Raw genomic sequence first — 15,612 nt, forward strand, 5'->3', positions numbered from 1 at the left:
GCGGGAGAGTGCTTTTTCTGCACGGGACCCGAAACCGACTGACCGGCATCAAGCCCCGGAGCCCTTCGTTTCGCAAGGCGGAGGGCTCCGGCACCAATCCGTCAGGACGGCAGAGGAAGTTTCGCCGTTCTGCCCCCATCGAGCACAATGACCTCACCGGTCAGGAACGTCGATCTGTCGCTGCCCAGAAAGACGGCAAGATCTCCCACGTCTTCAGGCCGTCCTATCCGCCCGGCCGGATGGAGCCTGTTGAGTGCATCCCGGGCGGCAGCCGGGTCCGAAAGCGATGACAGATAAGTGTCGCTGAGTTCGGAAGCTATCCAGCCCGGCGCGATGGCATTGCACCTGATGTTGTCCTCCCCCAGGTCCACTGCCATGGCCCGGGTCATCCCATGTATGCCTGCTTTGGATGCGCAGTACATGGTGTGCCCGGGGTTCGCTGCCAACCCTTCAATGGAGCCGATGTTGATAATGCTCCCTCCGCCCCGTGCCCGCATATGAGGCAAAACGGACTGCGTCAGGAACAAAGGCGCCCTGAGGTTGATGGCCAACATGAATTCCCATTCTTCGGACCGGATAGCTGACACGGCCCGCTCGAGCATGATCCCGGCATTGTTGACCAGGATGTCCACACCCCCAAAGGTGTCCACCGTCCTTTCCACCACTTCAGCCGCGGCAGAAGCCTTGGCCAGGTCAGCCTGCACGCCAAGCACATTGGGGTTCCGGTCAAGGTCGGGCTCCAGTGGCCGGCGCTGGACGACGGCGACCTTTGCTCCTTCTTCCAGGTACCGGTCCACAATGCCACGGCCGATCCCTTGGCCTCCTCCGGTGACAAGGGCGATTTTGCCTTCGAGTTCCATTTATTGTCCCTTCTGTTGCTTTTGCAGGTCGGTGGCGGGCGGTGGAATCAGGACCAGCTTTCCGGTGTGCTTCTTGGTCAGAAAGTCTCTTTGAGCCTGCGCGATGTCCTGCAGGGGGTAGATGCCAGAGACCACGGGGCGTATTTCGTTGCGTTCGATGTACCCGATGAGGTTTTCGAAGACTTCATCGTCCTGGAAGGTGCACCCGAGCAGGGAAAGGTCCTTTAGGTAGATGACGCGCAAATCCACGTCAGCAATCGGGCCAGCGATGGCACCTGCGATCGCGTAACGGCCGCCTGGGCGCAGCAGTTCCAGCCGTTGCCCTGTTCGGGACCCGCCCACCACGTCAATGACTGCATCGATGGAGTTTCGTCCCAGCACGCTGACGGGATCAGCGTCGCGGTCCAGCGTCAGGTGGGCGCCTTCGGCGAGAACCTGGGCAGCTTTTCCCGGGGAGCATGCAGCGAAAACCGTGGCACCGCGGCGTTTAGCGAGCTGGACAGCTGCCAGGCCCACTCCCCCGGACGCTCCGGTTATCAATACCCGCTCTGCACCCACATCAGCGCGGTGCAGCATGTTCTCGGCTGTCGAGTAGGCACACGGAACAGCGGCAAGTTCTGCGTCGGACCAGTCGCAGTGGACGGTGTGGGTTTCTTTCGACGGCGCCACCGTGAACTGGGCGAATCCACCGTCGCAGTCTCCGCCGAGTGTCCAGCATTCGTACGGCCGGTAGTCGACGTAGCTGCGGAGCATGTTGCGGACTACGACGCGTTCACCGATCCGGCCCGCGGGGACGCCATGGCCGACGGCAACTATCCGGCCGCAAACATCTGCGCCTTGAATCCTGGGAAAGGACAGTTCCTGACCTGACCAGGCAGCATCGGCAGCTTCCATGTCAGCAAAACCTTCCATGCCTCCTTCGCCGGTGCCGATGGAAACAGTCTTTGAATACCAGCCGGTCCGGGTGTTGATATCGGTGTTGTTCACACCGGCTGCCGTCACCTCGATAAGCACTTCCCCCGGCCGGGGAAGCGGCACCGGGACGTCCGTCCGGTACTCGAGACGGTCCAGACCCCCGTGCCCGGTCAGTACTGCGGCGGCCATAACGTCAGGCTGCACAAAGACTCCTTATCGCGGACCAGGGACAACACTGTGGAAGGCCCGGGAAATTCATTAACTTGCTCATAGCTTCTTCTTCACCCTTGTGTCCTGCCCGGTACTAACCAGGGCTTCAAGGGAAACTTCCGGGGCTCCTCCGGTTATGGTCGTTCGGTTCCGCCTTGCCCGCTGAAAACGTGCGAAGGCCACCGCTGCGATCGCTCCCCATGCGACATTGAGCGCTACCGACGGCCAGGCGCCGTGATAGGCCCCGTTGACCAGCAGGGCAGCAGATCCGGCAACGTTGCACAACTGGAACAGCCGCCCGTTGCCAAGCCAACCCAGCGAAAAGGCTCCATAGCCCACCAGGACGATCAGGGCCCCGAACCAGCCGCTCAGCTCAGCCCACAGCGCCATACCCGTACTCCCCCTGAAACAGTTGCCTGCGCATTCAGCCTCCCGGCGCTTTCCCTTTTTATGACGTGTTCACCCGCGCCTGTTGACGGTGTGACCTCGACCACTCTATTCTTTTGTTCATTAGGTAATCAAGATGTTCAGTTGCTGAACGTAAAGAAAGTTCGACTTTATGAACCAGATGAGACTGTTCGCCTTTGACTTCGCCGGTCCAGCACACCTGTCGGCAGGACTGTGGCGCCATCCCTTGGACCGCGGGACTGAATACAAGTCGGTCCAGTACTGGATCAATTACGCCCGGATGCTCGAGGAGGCCTGCTTTGACGGCATCTTCTTCGCTGACAACGTCGGGTACCACGATGTGTACCGCGGCAACGTTGACGCAGCTTTGAAGGACGCCGCCCAGATCCCGGCGAACGATCCTGCGTTTGCTATTCCCGCGATGGCTGCGGCCACGCAGCACCTCGGCTTCGGCGTGACGTCTACGACTGCCTACGATCACCCGTACTCGCTGGCACGGAAGTTTGCCACCCTTGACCACCTGACCGACGGGCGCATTGGGTGGAACGTGGTGACCTCCTATGCCGACAGTGCCGCCAGGAATCTGGGCAACGGGGCACAGCGGGCCCACGACGACAGGTACGAGGTCGCAGAAGAGTTCATCGACGTTGCCCTCAAACTCTGGGAAGCGACATGGGAAGAACGCTCCGCGGTCGTGGACGCAGACTCGTCAACCTACATCGACCCCGAAAGGGTCCACCCCATCGAGCATGCGGGCAAGCACTTCACGGTACCGGGGATTTTCATGTGTGAACCCTCTCCCCAGCGCACCCCGGTGATCTTCCAGGCCGGCGGTTCCAGCCGTGGGGTGGCGCTGGCAGCAGCAACGGCAGAGGCCGTCTTCATGAACGCCACGTCGAAAGCGGGGCTGAAGAAGCAGGTCGATGCACTGCGGCAGCAGGCCGCAGCAGCGGGCCGGAACCCTGCGCATATCGCGGTGCTTCAGATGATCACCGTGATCAGCGCTCCCACTGATGCCGAGGCCCAGGCAAAGTACGAGGAATACCGCAAGCTGGTCTCCTACGAAGGAGCCATGGCTCGTTACAGCGGATGGAGCGGGCTGGATATGTCCACCTTCGATCCGGACGTCCCCCTGCGGCACGTCAAGACCAACGCCGGCCAGACCATGGTGGATATCTTCTCCAAGATGGATCCTGAAAAGGAGTGGACACCGCGGGACATCGCGGAATACATCGGCATCGGCGGAACAGCGCCGGTGATCGTGGGCGGACCGGAAACAGTAGCGGACGAACTTACTTCTTGGATGGAGGAAACCGGGATCGACGGCTTCAACGTCGCCCATGCCGTCAAATACCAGGACATCAAGGACTTCACCGAATTCGTTGTTCCCGAACTGCAGCGCCGGGGAACCATGCGCACGGGTTACGAAGGCTCCACGCTCCGCGAAAACCTCTTCGGCGCCGGCCAGTCACGCCTGGCCGATGACCATCCCGGAGCCGCCTACCGCGACTCCTTCTCCTCACAAGCACTCACCGGAGACCGCAAATGACCGTCTTAGCAACCGCACCAGCCCCCGTCATCAGCCCAGCCGACTACCGCCAAGTCTTCGGGCTCCTACCCACCGGGGTAGTGGCCATCACCGGCCATGCCGCAGACGGCAAGCCCATGGGCTTCGTTGTCGGGACTTTCCAGTCACTCTCCCTGGAACCGGCACTGGTCACCTTCTGTGTGGACAAGTCCTCCAGCACCTGGCCAACCCTGCGTGCTCTGGGCCGGTTCACCGCCAACATCCTGTCCACCGGGCAACTCAGCGTCTGCAAAGCCCTCTCCCGCAAAGGGCAGGACAAATTCCAGGGCATCGACTACGAGGAAAGCGCGCTGGGCACGCCCCGGATCCTGGACTCAACGGCCTGGATCGACTGCGAAGTGCTCTCCGAAGTAGTCGCCGGGGACCACTACATGATCGTCGGAGCGGTCACAACCATGGAAACCGGATCCGGTGACGCGCTCCTGTTCCGGGGCGGGAAATTCGGAGAGTACAACCTCTGGCCCACTCCCCCACCCGCGAACCCCTAATCAACCCATCCCGCCCAGACAAAGAAGTCGGAGCAATCAAGTGAACGCCATGCACCTGGAAGTACCGAGACAAGATCATCGCAAGGAAGCCATGAACCCCGAAGAGTCCTTCATCAAGGTGGAGCACCTCACCAAAATCTTCTACCCCGCCAAAAGCAAGTCCCTGCTGCGCAGGAACTCGCCACCACAGACCGGTTTCAAGGCCGTCAACGACGTCTCCTTCGACGTAAAGCGCGGCGAGATCTTCGTCATCATGGGCCTGTCCGGTTCCGGCAAATCAACCATTATCCGTATGCTCAACCGGCTCATCGACAGCACCGAAGGCTCTATGATCATCGACGGCAAGGATGTCGGAGCACTCGATCCGTCCGGGCTCCGCGCCTTCCGAAACGAGACCATCAACATGGTCTTCCAGCACTTCGGCCTGTTTCCCCACCAGTCATTGCTGGACAACGTGGCATTCGGCCTCAAAGTGCGCGGAGTCGACAAGAACTCGCGCGAAGCAAAAGCCACCGAAGCCCTGAAGCTTGTGGGTCTCGGGGACCGAACGCACGCCCTGCCCGATCAGCTCAGCGGCGGCATGCGGCAGCGTGTCGGCCTGGCACGTGCCCTCGCGACCGACGCCGAAATCCTGCTGATGGACGAACCCTTCAGCGCCCTGGACCCGTTGATCCGCCAAGACATGCAGCAGCTGCTGATAGAACTGCAGCGCAACTTCAAAAAGACCATCGTTTTCGTCACCCACGACCTGGACGAGGCCATGTACCTCGGGGACCAGATCATGGTCATGAAGGAAGGCCGGATGATTCAGCGCGGGACCGCGCTGGACTTGCTGGAAACCCCCGCGGATCCCTACATCGAAAAATTCGTGGCAGAAGTAAACCGCAGCAAAGTCCTCCACGCCGGCATGCTCGCCGAGCCCTTCACGGGCGCGGACCGCGAAGACGGGTGCAGCACCGGGGCAAGGCCCGTGGACGCCACGGCCAATGGGCATGCGGCGGTCAAGCATGTCACCGGCGAAACCATCATCGCCGATCTGCTCCCGGTGTTCGCCGCCGGTTGCGACCGCCTTCACGTCACTGACGATCAAGGCCTGGTCATCGGCCAACTCACTGCGAACAAAGTCTTCGCCGCACTCTCCCCGAAGGAGTCTGTCAAATGAATCTTGATGTCGGAGGGTGGTTTGAATCCCTCATTGACTGGTTCCTCGCGAACCTTGGCTGGTTTTTCGATGGTGTCGCTTGGCTTACCAGCCAGATCGTTGGCGGGGTCGAGTTCGGTCTGGTGGCCCTGCACCCGCTGGTCATTATCGCCCTGTTGACCGCTTTGGCCGCCTTCATGACCCGCAGCGTCGGAATCACGATCTTCTCCGCCGTGGCTTTCCTGCTCATCCTATCCATGGGGTTGTGGCTTGAAACGATGGCGAGCCTGTCCATTGTGCTCGTGTCGGTCGCGGCTGCCCTCCTGATCGGAATTCCCCTGGGGATCTGGGCAGCGTTGAGTTCTCCGGTCAGCGCTGTCATGCGGCCCATCCTGGACCTCATGCAGGCAATGCCCGTTTTCGTGTACCTCATCCCGGCCGTGTTCTTCTTTGGCGTCGGAACCGTGCCCGGTATCGCAGCCACCATCGTGTTCTCGATCCCCCCTGCGGTCCGCCTGACCGAGCTCGGCATCCGCCAGTTGGACCACGAACTCCTCGAAGCGGCTCAGGCCTTCGGTGCCAAGAAGAGCCTGATCCTGGGTGACGTCCAGCTTCCCCTGGCCTTCCCGTCCATCATGGTCGGCGTCAACCAGGTCATCATGCTCGCCCTGTCCATGGTCGTTGTCGCCGGCATGGTCGGAGCCGGCGGCCTCGGTGGTGTCGTGGTCCAGGGGGTCGCGCAGCTGGACACGGCCCGCGGCTTCGAGGGCGGCCTCGCCGTCGTCATCCTCGCCGTGTACCTGGACCGTGTCACAGGCGGTGCAAGTGCCCTCGCCGGCGTCCTGCGCAAGAGCAGCCGCCTCCGGAAAGAAAGGGCAGCCGCCAAAGCTGCCACCCCCCGCGTCAGTGCCGATGCAACCCCAGCGGTTCAATAACCATTCGTCCTCACTAGGAGACCAGCATTGAAAATGCTGCTCAAAACCACCCTCGCTTTCGCTGCGATCGCCGTCAGTGTCAGCGCCTGCTCCGGCGTCACCCCCGGAGGAGGAGGCGGAGGAGACGCCGAGAAGACTGTCAACTTTGCCACCGTCCCGGGCTTCGACGACACCGTCGCCGTCACCGGCCTCTGGTCAGCACTGCTGGAAGAAAAGGGCTACACCGTCAAGACCACCAGCGTGGACCTCGCTGCCGGGTTCTCAGGTATCGCCCGTGGGGACCTGGACGGCTACCTCAACGCCTGGTTGCCAACAACCCACCAGGCGTACATCGACAAGTACAAGGACGACCTCGTCATCCTCGACGAGCCCTACTACGACAAGGACGAACTGGTCCTGGCTGTCCCGGAATTCGTCGAAGAGAACACCATCAGCGACCTCGCCCAGAACGCTGCAAAGTATGACTCGAAGATCATCGGGATCGAGGCTGGCTCCGGCGAGATGAAGATTCTGCCTGACGTTCTGGCCAAGTACGAGGCCAAGGACAAGCTGTCGATCATCGAAGGAAGCACCCCGGCAGCCCTCGCCGCACTCAAAGACGGGGCGGAGAACAACAAACCCGTGGTGGTAGCCCTTTGGAAGCCGCACTGGGCCTTCGCCGCCATGCCGGTCAAGGCACTCGAAGACGACCGCCAGGGCTGGCCTGCAGCGGACGGCTCCCATGTCGTCCTGTCCAAGGAGTTCGCGGAAAAGCATGGAGACATCCGCGGCTGGATGGAAAAGTCCAGCCTGACCGAGGAGCAGTATGCCTCCCTGATGCTTGCAGTCAGCGAGGCCAAGGACCCGACCGAGGGAGCAAAGAAGTGGCTTGAAACGCCCGAAAACCGCGCTGCCGCGGACGAATGGCTGAAGTAGCCCGGCATTACTCCCCGCACTGAGCCAACCCTGTAAGCGGACAGGCCCGTGACACGCCCCCCGCGTGTTACGGGCCTTCTGCTGTTCTCTGCCGAACCTTTGACAGTGACAGAAGTAACACATAAAATTGAATAGGACGTTCAGAAATTGAATACAGCTAACCAGTGGGAGGGGCCTCTACAGGCGGACCGCCGCCGGACAGGGCCTAATGCCCGTGCTGCGCTGACAAAGCTGTCACTGGAGTACACGGCCCAAGCACGCAGAGGCCATAGCTCATCCACCGGGCGTTCAGCCGACCATCAGTGGTACGCCTCAGGTCAGCAGCTGAAAAATCTTCAACCAGTAAAGGACAGGAATGCGACGGCCAGCCAGCCACAAAGTAAGCCACAAGCCCACGCCCTCCCTTGAGCTGGTGGGCAACTGGACGGTCCTGGAACCGGGGGACAAAGTCCTCCTCTACCGCGGAGGCAAGGTAACCGGCTCCGGCAACGTAGATCTTCGAAGCCACAACGGAAACGTCTTCTGGATTCTCCGCGAAGGCGGGCAGGGCCGGGCAATGATTCACAAGACCGACAACATTGCCGTCTACCGGCGCACGGCGCAGACCAGCCGCCCCCGCCAAGAAGCCTAAGCCCCCACCAACCTATGAAATATCAACCGCTACCGTCAGGGAGAAACGCAATGCTACTCAATGGACATTCACTGATTGCCGGAGAGCAGGTCATCGGCGACAACGGGACTACGACAGGGTTCAACCCCGCCACCAACGAAACTCTTGAACCCGTCTACTCACTGATCAGCAAGGAGCAGCTCAAGTCCGCAACATCCGCAGCTGCCGAGGCGTACAAGTCCTTTTCCACCCTGGATCCGCAGACACATGCCAGTTTCCTGGAGGCGATCGCAGACAACATCGACGCCATCGGAGAGGACCTAATCACGCGCGCCAGCCAGGAAACAGGGCTGCCCGCCCCCAGGCTGGAGGGCGAACGTGCCCGCACCACCGGCCAGCTGCGGCTCTTCGCCTCCGTTGTCCGCAGCGGAGACTTCCGCGGCGTCCGCATCGACCCCGCCATCCCCGACCGCACTCCCCTGCCCAGGGCCGATATCCGCCAGCGCCAGATCCCCCTCGGCCCCGTCGCAGTCTTCGGCGCCAGCAACTTCCCGTTCGCCTTTTCCACCGCCGGCGGTGATACAGCCTCTGCCTTGGCCGCAGGCTGCCCTGTCATCTTCAAGGCCCACAACGCCCACCCCGGCACCGGTGAATTGGTTGGGCACGCCGTCGTCAAGGCCGTCAAGGACTTCGGCCTGCACCCCGGCGTCTTCTCCCTGGTCTACGGGCCCGGTGCCAGCATCGGCCAAGCCCTCGTGGCGGACCCGCACATCAAGGCCGTCGGTTTCACCGGATCCCAGGCCGCCGGCATCGCCCTGATGAAGACCGCAGCTGCCAGGCCCGAGCCGATCCCCGTCTACGCAGAGATGTCCTCCCTGAACCCGGTCTTCGTGTTCGAAGGCGCCCTGAAGGGCTCTGCCGAGCAGATCGAGGCCCTGGCCCAGCAGTACGTCACTGCCGTCACCGGCAGCTCCGGCCAGCTCTGCACCTCCCCCGGACTGCTCTTCGCCCCGGCAGGTGAGGCAGGGGACAAACTCGCGGCCGCCGTCGGCCGTGCCGTGTCAGCGTGCGCCGGGCAAACCATGCTCACCGAAGGCATCGCCGGGTCCTGGAATGCCGGAACCGAAGCGCTCGGCAGCGCAGCAGGTGTTGACCTTATTGGCAAGGGTCTGGAAGGTGCCACCAAGAACGCCCCGGCTCCCACGATCTTCGGCACCCAAGTCCGGGACTTCGTGACCAACCATGTTCTGCACGAGGAAATCTTCGGCGCCGCCTCCCTGGTGATCCGCTACAACACCACCGAGGAACTCCTTGAAGCCGCGGCACGGATCGAAGGGCAGCTCACCGCTTCCCTGCACCTCACCGAAGAGGATTACCTCACCGCCGCGCCGTTGATCCCGGTCCTGGAACAGAAAGTGGGCCGCATCATCGTCAACGGCTGGCCCACCGGCGTGGAAGTGGGCCACGCCATGGTCCATGGCGGGCCCTTCCCCGCCACTTCCGACTCCCGCACCACCTCCGTCGGCACCCTCGCGATCAACCGGTTCCTCCGGCCCGTCGCGTACCAGAACATCCCCCAGGAGCTTCTCCCACAGCCGCTGCATGACAGCAACCCGTGGCACCTCAACAGGCTGATTGACGGTGTCATCGAAAAGGCGCACGTCACCGTCTAGCACCCGTATTCACACCATGGACCAGGTCCCGGCATGCCACTCCGGCGTGACCGGGACCTTGGCGTTTAATCAGTTCCACCCGATAAACGGCCGGCATCGTCCCTGCCCCCAAGCAAGGACAGCCAACACCCTGATAGGGCGCTGACTGACCTGGTTCCGGCTGTGCGGTTTCAGTCGGGTGGCGCGACGAGGTGATGGCGCATCTGGCCAACACCGTGAACCTGGGTGACCAGTTCGTCCCCGGGGGCGAGAAAGCGCTGGGGCGTACGCCCGACGCCCACCCCCGGAGGTGTGCCGGTGAAAATGATGTCACCGGGGAACAGTGGGGTCACCTGGGAGAGGCGTTCGATGATCTCGGGAATTGAGAAGACCATGTCGGAGGTGTAACCGGCCTGCACCTGTTCACCGTTGATGGTGCAGCTCAGTTCGATGTTGTCCGGATCTTCGAACTCGTCCGGTGTCACCAGGAGCGGCCCGAGGGGACCGAATCCGGGGAAGGATTTGGCGAGACTGTATTGGGGGGCCGGGCCGGAGGCCTGCAGGGTGCGTTCAGACAGGTCCTGTCCGGCCGTCAGCCCGGCAACATGGCTCCATGCCCTGTTTTCGGTGATGTTGTGACCGCCCCGTCCGATGACGGCCACGAGTTCGACCTCCCAGTCCACCGTGCCTGGTGGCAGCGTGATGGTCCCATAGGGTCCTGTCAGCGAGCTGGCGAACTTCGTGAAGACCGTGAGATCCTCGGGCACCGCAAGATTGGCCTCGGCAGCGTGGGCGGCATAGTTCAGGCCAATGGCGAAGATCTGGCGTGGCTGGGGTACGGGGCTGGCAAAGTCCTGCGGATCGATATCGGCCAGAGGTTTCCCGGCGAGATCCTCAAGCGGGCCGGCGGCGGCCCGGAGTTCGTCCCAGCGGCTGTAGGCTTCCTGGATATTGGGGCTGAACCTGCCACGGGTTGCCTCCGAGACGTCCACGGCCTGGTCATTCGGGGTGATCAGGGTTAGCCGGTTGGAGATGTTGGCGATGCGCATAAGGATCCCTTAGAGCTTGAGACTCGGTGGTGTGGGCAATGACGTGTGGCCGGTCCTTTTCGGACCGGCCACACGTCATTTATTGGTCTTGTTCAGGCAGAGACATCGAATTCGATGGTGCCCCAGCCTTCAAAGGTGCCGGACCAGTGACCTGCTTCGCGCATGGGGACCGCCTTGAGGCAGCTACCGGGAAGGATGACCTGCCCTGGCTGGAATTCGACGTCGTACTCAGCGAGTCGGTTGACGAGCCAGGCCGTTGCGGCGAAGGGGTTGCCGAGGATGTTGCGGGTGTTTCCGGAGATGATTTCGCGGTCGTTGAAGTTCAGGACACCCCGGGTGTTGCTGAGGTTCACTTCGTTGACGCGCCTGGGGGTGCCGCCCAGCAGGATGGCGCCGGTTGAGCCATTGTCGGCCAAGGTGTCGGGAAGGCTGATGGCCCAGTTCTTGACCCGGGAGTCGATGATTTCGATGGCCGGCAGTGCGTACTCAATGGCGTCGATGACGTCGGCCACCGTGATGTTTGGACCGCGGAGCGGCTTGCGCAGCAGGAAGGCGGGCTCGAGTTCCACGAACGGCTCGATGAACTTGCCCAGTTCAAGGCTGGTTCCTTCGTAGGCAAAGGTGCTCGCGAGCAGGTGGCCGTAGTCCGGCTGGTCGAGGCCGAAGGCGTCCTGCATGACCTTGGCGATGTTTCCCAGCTTGTAGCCGACGAGGCGGTCACCGTTTGCGATGGCGTGCCCAACGTTGATTTTTTGCACCTCGAATGCACCGTCCACGTCCAGTGCCGGCCAGGATTCGGTGGGTGCGGCGATGGATTCGCCCTGGAGCCGGGCGGTGCGGAGAGTGCCGGCAATGTCCTCAAGGGAAATGGTTGACATAAAGCGGGGTTCCTTTCGGTTTTGCCCCGCTCCGGCACGACGTCGTGCCTCGGCGAGGTGGAAGCTGAAGTATGGCTTTTGAAGGCTGTGCCCTAGTTGCCCAGGTGCCAGATGCCGAGGGCGGACAGAAGCTCACGGGGATCCCAAACGACCCACTCTTCGGCGAGTTTGTCATTTTCGAACCGCAGGAATGATGCCCCGGACACGGTGACGGCCCTGCCCGTGGGGGGAACGTCCATGAACGGCCCCTGGTGTGTGCCCTTGGTCTGCCAATGGATCGCGACCCTGTCTCCGTCTTCGACCATCTGCAGGATCTCCACGGTGGAGTCCGGGAAAGCCGAGTGCATGTCGGTGATGGTGCCCTGGAGACTATTGAAGTCTTCGGTCCCGGTCTTGGACCGGCGGATGTAGTTGGGGGCAAGGATCCGTTCGAATGAGGACAAGTCGCCCTGTCCCCACGCGCCGTTCCACGCCTTGAGAATGGTTTCCTGCCTGGTGCTCATGATGCGCTCCTTGATACTTCGGTGGGGATTTCGATGGGCTGGTACTGGCCGAACTTTCCGCCGCGGAACAGCAGGGCGTCGCCGCTCCCGTCCTCCATATGAGTGACGGCTCCGATGACCATGTAGTGGTCACCAACGAGGACTTCGGCGGTGACCACGCAGTCGATGTAGGCGGTGGCGCCGTCAAGGTGGGGGGTGCCGAGCGGCCCGGCGCTGCATGGCAGGCCTTCGAACTTTTGGGGACCTTTACGCGACAGGGACCTGCAGATGCTGATCTGATCGTCGGCGAGGATGTTTGCGGTGAATTTTTGCAGGTTCCGCAGCTTGGGCCAGCTCGAGGAGGACTTGTCCACGCAAAACATAACCAGGGGTGGTTCCAGGGACAGGGACTGGAACGTGCCGACGACCAGACCGAGCTTTTCGTTGTCGTCATTGATGCCCGTGATAGCGGTGACGCCTGTGGGAAGCTTGCCCAGGATCTGACGGTAGAAGGCTGGGGTTATATCTGTAGGGGGAGTTTGCTCTTTGGCGGGGGTGATATCCATTGTGATAATTCCTTTGTGACTGGGTTTGGGGCGTCAGTGCCCTGTTGAGTGGGAAGCCGCCTTGCGGGCGGATTTGCGGTATCCGGACGCTTGATGCCCGCTCATTGGAAGGCTTTCAGCTCGGCGTGGACCGCGCGGGCTGTGCGGAGGCCGCTTTCGATGGCTCCGTCAAAGAACCCGGCCCAGATGTTGGCCGTGTCGCTGCTCGCGAAGTGCAGCGCGCCTTCGCTGGCCTGCTGGGCGGCGTGGTACTTGGTTAGCTGGCCCGGGCGCTGGACCTGCCAGGTTTCCTCTGCGTAAGGGTCCTCGCCCCACTTGTGTCCGGTGACTTCCAGGACTTCCAGGTCGTCGCGCCACACCTTGATGGCTTCCTGGACCTGTTCGGGATCGGTGACGTCGATCCGGTTGGCGTCTGCGCCAAATCCCACCAGCACTGCGTCGGTGTCGCTGATGAACTCGGTGCGGATCACGGACAGTGGCTTGTCCTGGGCCGAGTATGCGAAGAACGGCTTGATCGGTCCCTTGACCCGGATCCAGGCCTTGACGCCCTGGGAAGCGGTCCTTTCCCGGCTGGGGGCAAGCTTGCCTGCTGTCAGGGCGGGCTGGACGTCGAGCATATGAAGGATATTTTGCGGCAGGGTGATGACCACCTTCCCGGCCTGGATGGCCTGTCCGTTGCCGTAGGTGATGGTGGCGCCATCGCTGTTGTGGCGGACGCTGGTGACCGGGGCGTTGAGGCGGATGTCGGCGGTGCTGTCCTCGGCGATGGCGTTGACCAGGGTGTCATTGCCGTCCTTGAGTCGGTAAATCGCTGAGGCCTCGTGCATCAGGTGCCAGTGCCCGGAGGATCCGGCGGTCCAGCGCAAGGCGTTGACGTAAGCGCACTGGTCCAGGGGTGCGTTGAAGTGGCCAACCCAGGCAGCCTCGTTGGCGTTGCGTTCGTCCTCCGTGAGGTCCAGCTTGTCCAACATTTCCTGCAGGTTGTACTGGTCAACCTCTGCCAGGTTCTCCACCGTCAGCGGCGCGTCCGGGCGGGGCAGCCACTTCACCGTGTCTTCCAGAAGCCGGGTCATACCCGGGTCGATCAGCGTCATGAAGTCGTCCAAATTGCCGCGGCGCACCTCATCACCGGCCAGCCAAAAAGTTTCCTCCGAGCGGGGCCCGCGGGAGACCTCCAGGCCGTAGCGGGTGACCTCGGCCCAGACATGGGGCTGGGTCCAGTGCAGCCAGTTCCCGCCGAGCTCGAGATTCTGGCCCAGGCGGCGCTCGGTAAAGACCCGGCCGCCAAGCCGTTCGCGTGCTTCCAAAACAACCACGTTGTGGCCGCGGTTGCCCAGCTCACGGGCGGTGGTAAGGCCGGCGAGTCCCGCGCCGATGACCACGACGTCTGTCTGTTCAGACATTGGTATCTCCGAAGTACTTGGGGCTCCGCCGGCGTCAGCGGGCAGCATCGCTGAGGTGTGTGGCGCGCTGCGCTGTCGCGGGGTGGCCATCCAGCGTGTACTTCTGGCCGAAGAGCTTTTCGCGCAGCGTCACCGGCTCCTGGCCTTCGTCCCTGGCCGGGGAGACGATGCCTTCGGCGCGCAGCTGGGGCAGCGCGAGCTCGATAAAGTCTTCCCAGCTGCCGGGCTTGGAGGTGTAGCTGAGGTTGATACCGTCAACGTCTGCCTCATCACGCCAGCGGCGCAACTCGGCAGTAACTGTCTCCGGCGAACCGATGATGGTGCACCCGCTGCCGCCCACCGAGAGGAACTCGGCGATCTGACGCGGTGTCCACTCTCGGTCCGGGTCAGCTTTGGAGAACATGTCAACCATTGACTGCGCGGCCTTCGTTCCGACGGACTTCAACGGGGCGTCCAGGTCGTAGGCGGACATGTCGATGCCGGTCCAGCCGCTGAAGCGTGCAAGGGCTCCTTCGACCGGTGCGTTCTCGAGAGCCTTCTGGTACTTGGCCTGGGCCTCTTCATCAGTGGGGGCTACGACAACAGTAAGAAGGATCACGACCTTGACGTCGCGCGGATCACGGCCAGCGTCGGCCACAGCCTGCCGGACCTTGGCAACAGTGCGCTGGGCGCCCTCCACCGACGTGCTCTGGATGAAGACAGCTTCGGCATGCTTGCCGCCGAATTCCATCCCCCTGGCGGAGGAGCCGGCCTGGAAGAGCACAGGGGTGCGTTGGGGCGAGGGCTCGCACAGGTGGAAACCGGGCACAGTGAAATATTGACCGGAATGGTTGATCGGGTGGACCTTCGCCGGATCGATGTAGGTAGCCGATTCGGCATCCCGTACCGCAGCGTCCTCTTCGAAGGAGCTCTCCCACAGCTTGTAAACGACATCCATATATTCATCGGCCATGTCATAGCGCTCAGCAGGGCTCATCTGCTGGACCTTGCCGAGGTTCCGTGCAGCCGCCTCGGAATATGAGGTCACGATGTTCCAGCCGACGCGTCCGGAGGTGAGGTGGTCCAGGCTGCTGAACTTACGTGCCAGCAGGTATGGCGGCTCGTAGGTCGCCGAGCAGGTGACACCGAAGCTCAAGTGCTTGGTCACTGCCGCCATGCCACTGATCAGTACGGTGGGGTCATTGATGGGGAACTGCGCCGCATCCCTCAGGGCAGCGTCCGCGGAGCCGTTGAAGACGTCGTGGTAGCCGACGTTGTCGGCGAAGAAGATGCCGTCAAAACTGGCGGCCTCCAGCTTCTTCGCCACTTCCGTCCAGTACTGCAGGTCCGTGTAGCGATGGCCCTCGTCGCCGTCGTTGCGCCACGAACCTGAGGTCAGGTGCGCCGGAGCGAAAACGTCGAAGGCAAACAGGCTAAGGGGTTCATTTTTCATGGCAGCGGTACTTCCTTGGACGGTGCCTTCCGGCGGCGACATAAACTACTAGCAAGATCAAAATTGAACGCTGTGTTCAA

General features: G+C 62.2%; 16 protein-coding genes. 7 read left to right on the forward strand and 9 right to left on the reverse strand.

Features of this window, described 5'->3' with window-relative positions:
- Positions 1-101: 101 nt before the first annotated feature.
- The 3 genes from M1E07_RS00160 to M1E07_RS00170 form a co-directional block, all read right to left on the reverse strand.
- Positions 102-860 carry an SDR family NAD(P)-dependent oxidoreductase gene (locus M1E07_RS00160; RefSeq protein ID WP_461186694.1) on the reverse strand — a complete coding sequence of 253 codons (759 nt, stop codon included), beginning with the start codon at positions 858-860 and terminating at the stop codon, positions 102-104.
- On the reverse strand, positions 861-1,964 hold the full coding sequence (locus M1E07_RS00165) for an alcohol dehydrogenase family protein (RefSeq protein ID WP_461186829.1): 1,104 nt from the start codon (positions 1,962-1,964) through the stop codon (positions 861-863).
- Between the two features lie 78 nt (positions 1,965-2,042).
- Entirely contained in the window at positions 2,043-2,375 is a 333-nt protein-coding gene (locus M1E07_RS00170) for a CBU_0592 family membrane protein (RefSeq protein ID WP_461186695.1), read from the reverse strand.
- Between the two features lie 178 nt (positions 2,376-2,553).
- Between M1E07_RS00170 and M1E07_RS00175 the strand changes: the two genes are divergently transcribed.
- The 7 genes from M1E07_RS00175 (at position 2,554) to M1E07_RS00205 (ending at position 9,743) form a co-directional block, all read left to right on the forward strand.
- Positions 2,554-3,942: an LLM class flavin-dependent oxidoreductase gene (locus M1E07_RS00175; RefSeq protein ID WP_461186830.1), complete on the forward strand. Its 1,389-nt coding sequence runs from the start codon at positions 2,554-2,556 to the stop codon at positions 3,940-3,942.
- Entirely contained in the window at positions 3,939-4,469 is a 531-nt protein-coding gene (locus tag M1E07_RS00180) for a flavin reductase family protein (protein WP_461186696.1), read from the forward strand. Before M1E07_RS00175 ends, M1E07_RS00180 begins: the two co-directional genes overlap by 4 nt.
- 91 nt (positions 4,470-4,560) lie before the next feature.
- Positions 4,561-5,631 (forward strand): quaternary amine ABC transporter ATP-binding protein, encoded by a 1,071-nt coding sequence (locus M1E07_RS00185; protein WP_461186697.1) that lies wholly within the window; start codon positions 4,561-4,563, stop codon positions 5,629-5,631.
- Positions 5,628-6,545, forward strand: a complete 918-nt coding sequence (locus M1E07_RS00190; RefSeq protein ID WP_461186672.1) for an ABC transporter permease — start codon at positions 5,628-5,630, stop codon at positions 6,543-6,545. Before M1E07_RS00185 ends, M1E07_RS00190 begins: the two co-directional genes overlap by 4 nt.
- 33 nt (positions 6,546-6,578) lie before the next feature.
- The gene (locus tag M1E07_RS00195) at positions 6,579-7,460 is read left to right on the forward strand and encodes a glycine betaine ABC transporter substrate-binding protein (protein ID WP_461186831.1); all 882 of its coding nucleotides are present in this window, start codon (positions 6,579-6,581) and stop codon (positions 7,458-7,460) included.
- A gap of 355 nt (positions 7,461-7,815) precedes the next feature.
- Positions 7,816-8,091, forward strand: coding sequence for a hypothetical protein (locus M1E07_RS00200; RefSeq protein ID WP_461186698.1), 276 nt, complete (start codon positions 7,816-7,818; stop codon positions 8,089-8,091).
- A gap of 50 nt (positions 8,092-8,141) precedes the next feature.
- Positions 8,142-9,743 carry an aldehyde dehydrogenase (NADP(+)) gene (locus M1E07_RS00205; RefSeq protein ID WP_461186699.1) on the forward strand — a complete coding sequence of 534 codons (1,602 nt, stop codon included), beginning with the start codon at positions 8,142-8,144 and terminating at the stop codon, positions 9,741-9,743.
- A 170-nt stretch (positions 9,744-9,913) separates the two neighbouring features.
- On the opposite strand, the gene M1E07_RS00210 is transcribed toward M1E07_RS00205, so the two are convergent.
- The 6 genes from M1E07_RS00210 to M1E07_RS00235 form a co-directional block, all read right to left on the reverse strand.
- The gene (locus tag M1E07_RS00210) at positions 9,914-10,771 is read right to left on the reverse strand and encodes a fumarylacetoacetate hydrolase family protein (RefSeq protein WP_461186700.1); all 858 of its coding nucleotides are present in this window, start codon (positions 10,769-10,771) and stop codon (positions 9,914-9,916) included.
- A 92-nt stretch (positions 10,772-10,863) separates the two neighbouring features.
- Positions 10,864-11,649, reverse strand: a complete 786-nt coding sequence (locus tag M1E07_RS00215) for a 2-keto-4-pentenoate hydratase (RefSeq protein ID WP_461186701.1) — start codon at positions 11,647-11,649, stop codon at positions 10,864-10,866.
- 92 nt (positions 11,650-11,741) lie between these two features.
- On the reverse strand, positions 11,742-12,152 hold the full coding sequence (locus M1E07_RS00220; RefSeq protein WP_461186702.1) for an ester cyclase: 411 nt from the start codon (positions 12,150-12,152) through the stop codon (positions 11,742-11,744).
- Positions 12,149-12,697, reverse strand: coding sequence for a flavin reductase family protein (locus M1E07_RS00225; protein ID WP_461175149.1), 549 nt, complete (start codon positions 12,695-12,697; stop codon positions 12,149-12,151). Before M1E07_RS00225 ends, M1E07_RS00220 begins: the two co-directional genes overlap by 4 nt.
- Before the next feature lie 101 nt (positions 12,698-12,798).
- Complete coding sequence (locus tag M1E07_RS00230; RefSeq protein ID WP_461186703.1) at positions 12,799-14,100, reverse strand: flavin monoamine oxidase family protein; 1,302 nt, start codon at positions 14,098-14,100, stop codon at positions 12,799-12,801.
- A gap of 34 nt (positions 14,101-14,134) precedes the next feature.
- The gene (locus tag M1E07_RS00235) at positions 14,135-15,532 is read right to left on the reverse strand and encodes an LLM class flavin-dependent oxidoreductase (RefSeq protein WP_461186704.1); all 1,398 of its coding nucleotides are present in this window, start codon (positions 15,530-15,532) and stop codon (positions 14,135-14,137) included.
- Positions 15,533-15,612: the final 80 nt, after the last annotated feature.

It is taken from the genome of Arthrobacter sp. Z4-13, from assembly GCF_054792705.1.

Coding starts and splice junctions, on each gene's coding strand:
- M1E07_RS00160 (WP_461186694.1), bottom strand. CDS start 860: ATGGAACTCGAAGGCAAAATCGCCCTTGTCACCGGAGGAGGCCAAGGG.
- M1E07_RS00165 (WP_461186829.1), bottom strand. CDS start 1,964: ATGGCCGCCGCAGTACTGACCGGGCACGGGGGTCTGGACCGTCTCGAG.
- M1E07_RS00170 (WP_461186695.1), bottom strand. CDS start 2,375: ATGGCGCTGTGGGCTGAGCTGAGCGGCTGGTTCGGGGCCCTGATCGTC.
- M1E07_RS00175 (WP_461186830.1), top strand. CDS start 2,554: ATGAGACTGTTCGCCTTTGACTTCGCCGGTCCAGCACACCTGTCGGCA.
- M1E07_RS00180 (WP_461186696.1), top strand. CDS start 3,939: ATGACCGTCTTAGCAACCGCACCAGCCCCCGTCATCAGCCCAGCCGAC.
- M1E07_RS00185 (WP_461186697.1), top strand. CDS start 4,561: ATGAACCCCGAAGAGTCCTTCATCAAGGTGGAGCACCTCACCAAAATC.
- M1E07_RS00190 (WP_461186672.1), top strand. CDS start 5,628: ATGAATCTTGATGTCGGAGGGTGGTTTGAATCCCTCATTGACTGGTTC.
- M1E07_RS00195 (WP_461186831.1), top strand. CDS start 6,579: ATGCTGCTCAAAACCACCCTCGCTTTCGCTGCGATCGCCGTCAGTGTC.
- M1E07_RS00200 (WP_461186698.1), top strand. CDS start 7,816: ATGCGACGGCCAGCCAGCCACAAAGTAAGCCACAAGCCCACGCCCTCC.
- M1E07_RS00205 (WP_461186699.1), top strand. CDS start 8,142: ATGCTACTCAATGGACATTCACTGATTGCCGGAGAGCAGGTCATCGGC.
- M1E07_RS00210 (WP_461186700.1), bottom strand. CDS start 10,771: ATGCGCATCGCCAACATCTCCAACCGGCTAACCCTGATCACCCCGAAT.
- M1E07_RS00215 (WP_461186701.1), bottom strand. CDS start 11,649: ATGTCAACCATTTCCCTTGAGGACATTGCCGGCACTCTCCGCACCGCC.
- M1E07_RS00220 (WP_461186702.1), bottom strand. CDS start 12,152: ATGAGCACCAGGCAGGAAACCATTCTCAAGGCGTGGAACGGCGCGTGG.
- M1E07_RS00225 (WP_461175149.1), bottom strand. CDS start 12,697: ATGGATATCACCCCCGCCAAAGAGCAAACTCCCCCTACAGATATAACC.
- M1E07_RS00230 (WP_461186703.1), bottom strand. CDS start 14,100: ATGTCTGAACAGACAGACGTCGTGGTCATCGGCGCGGGACTCGCCGGC.
- M1E07_RS00235 (WP_461186704.1), bottom strand. CDS start 15,532: ATGAAAAATGAACCCCTTAGCCTGTTTGCCTTCGACGTTTTCGCTCCG.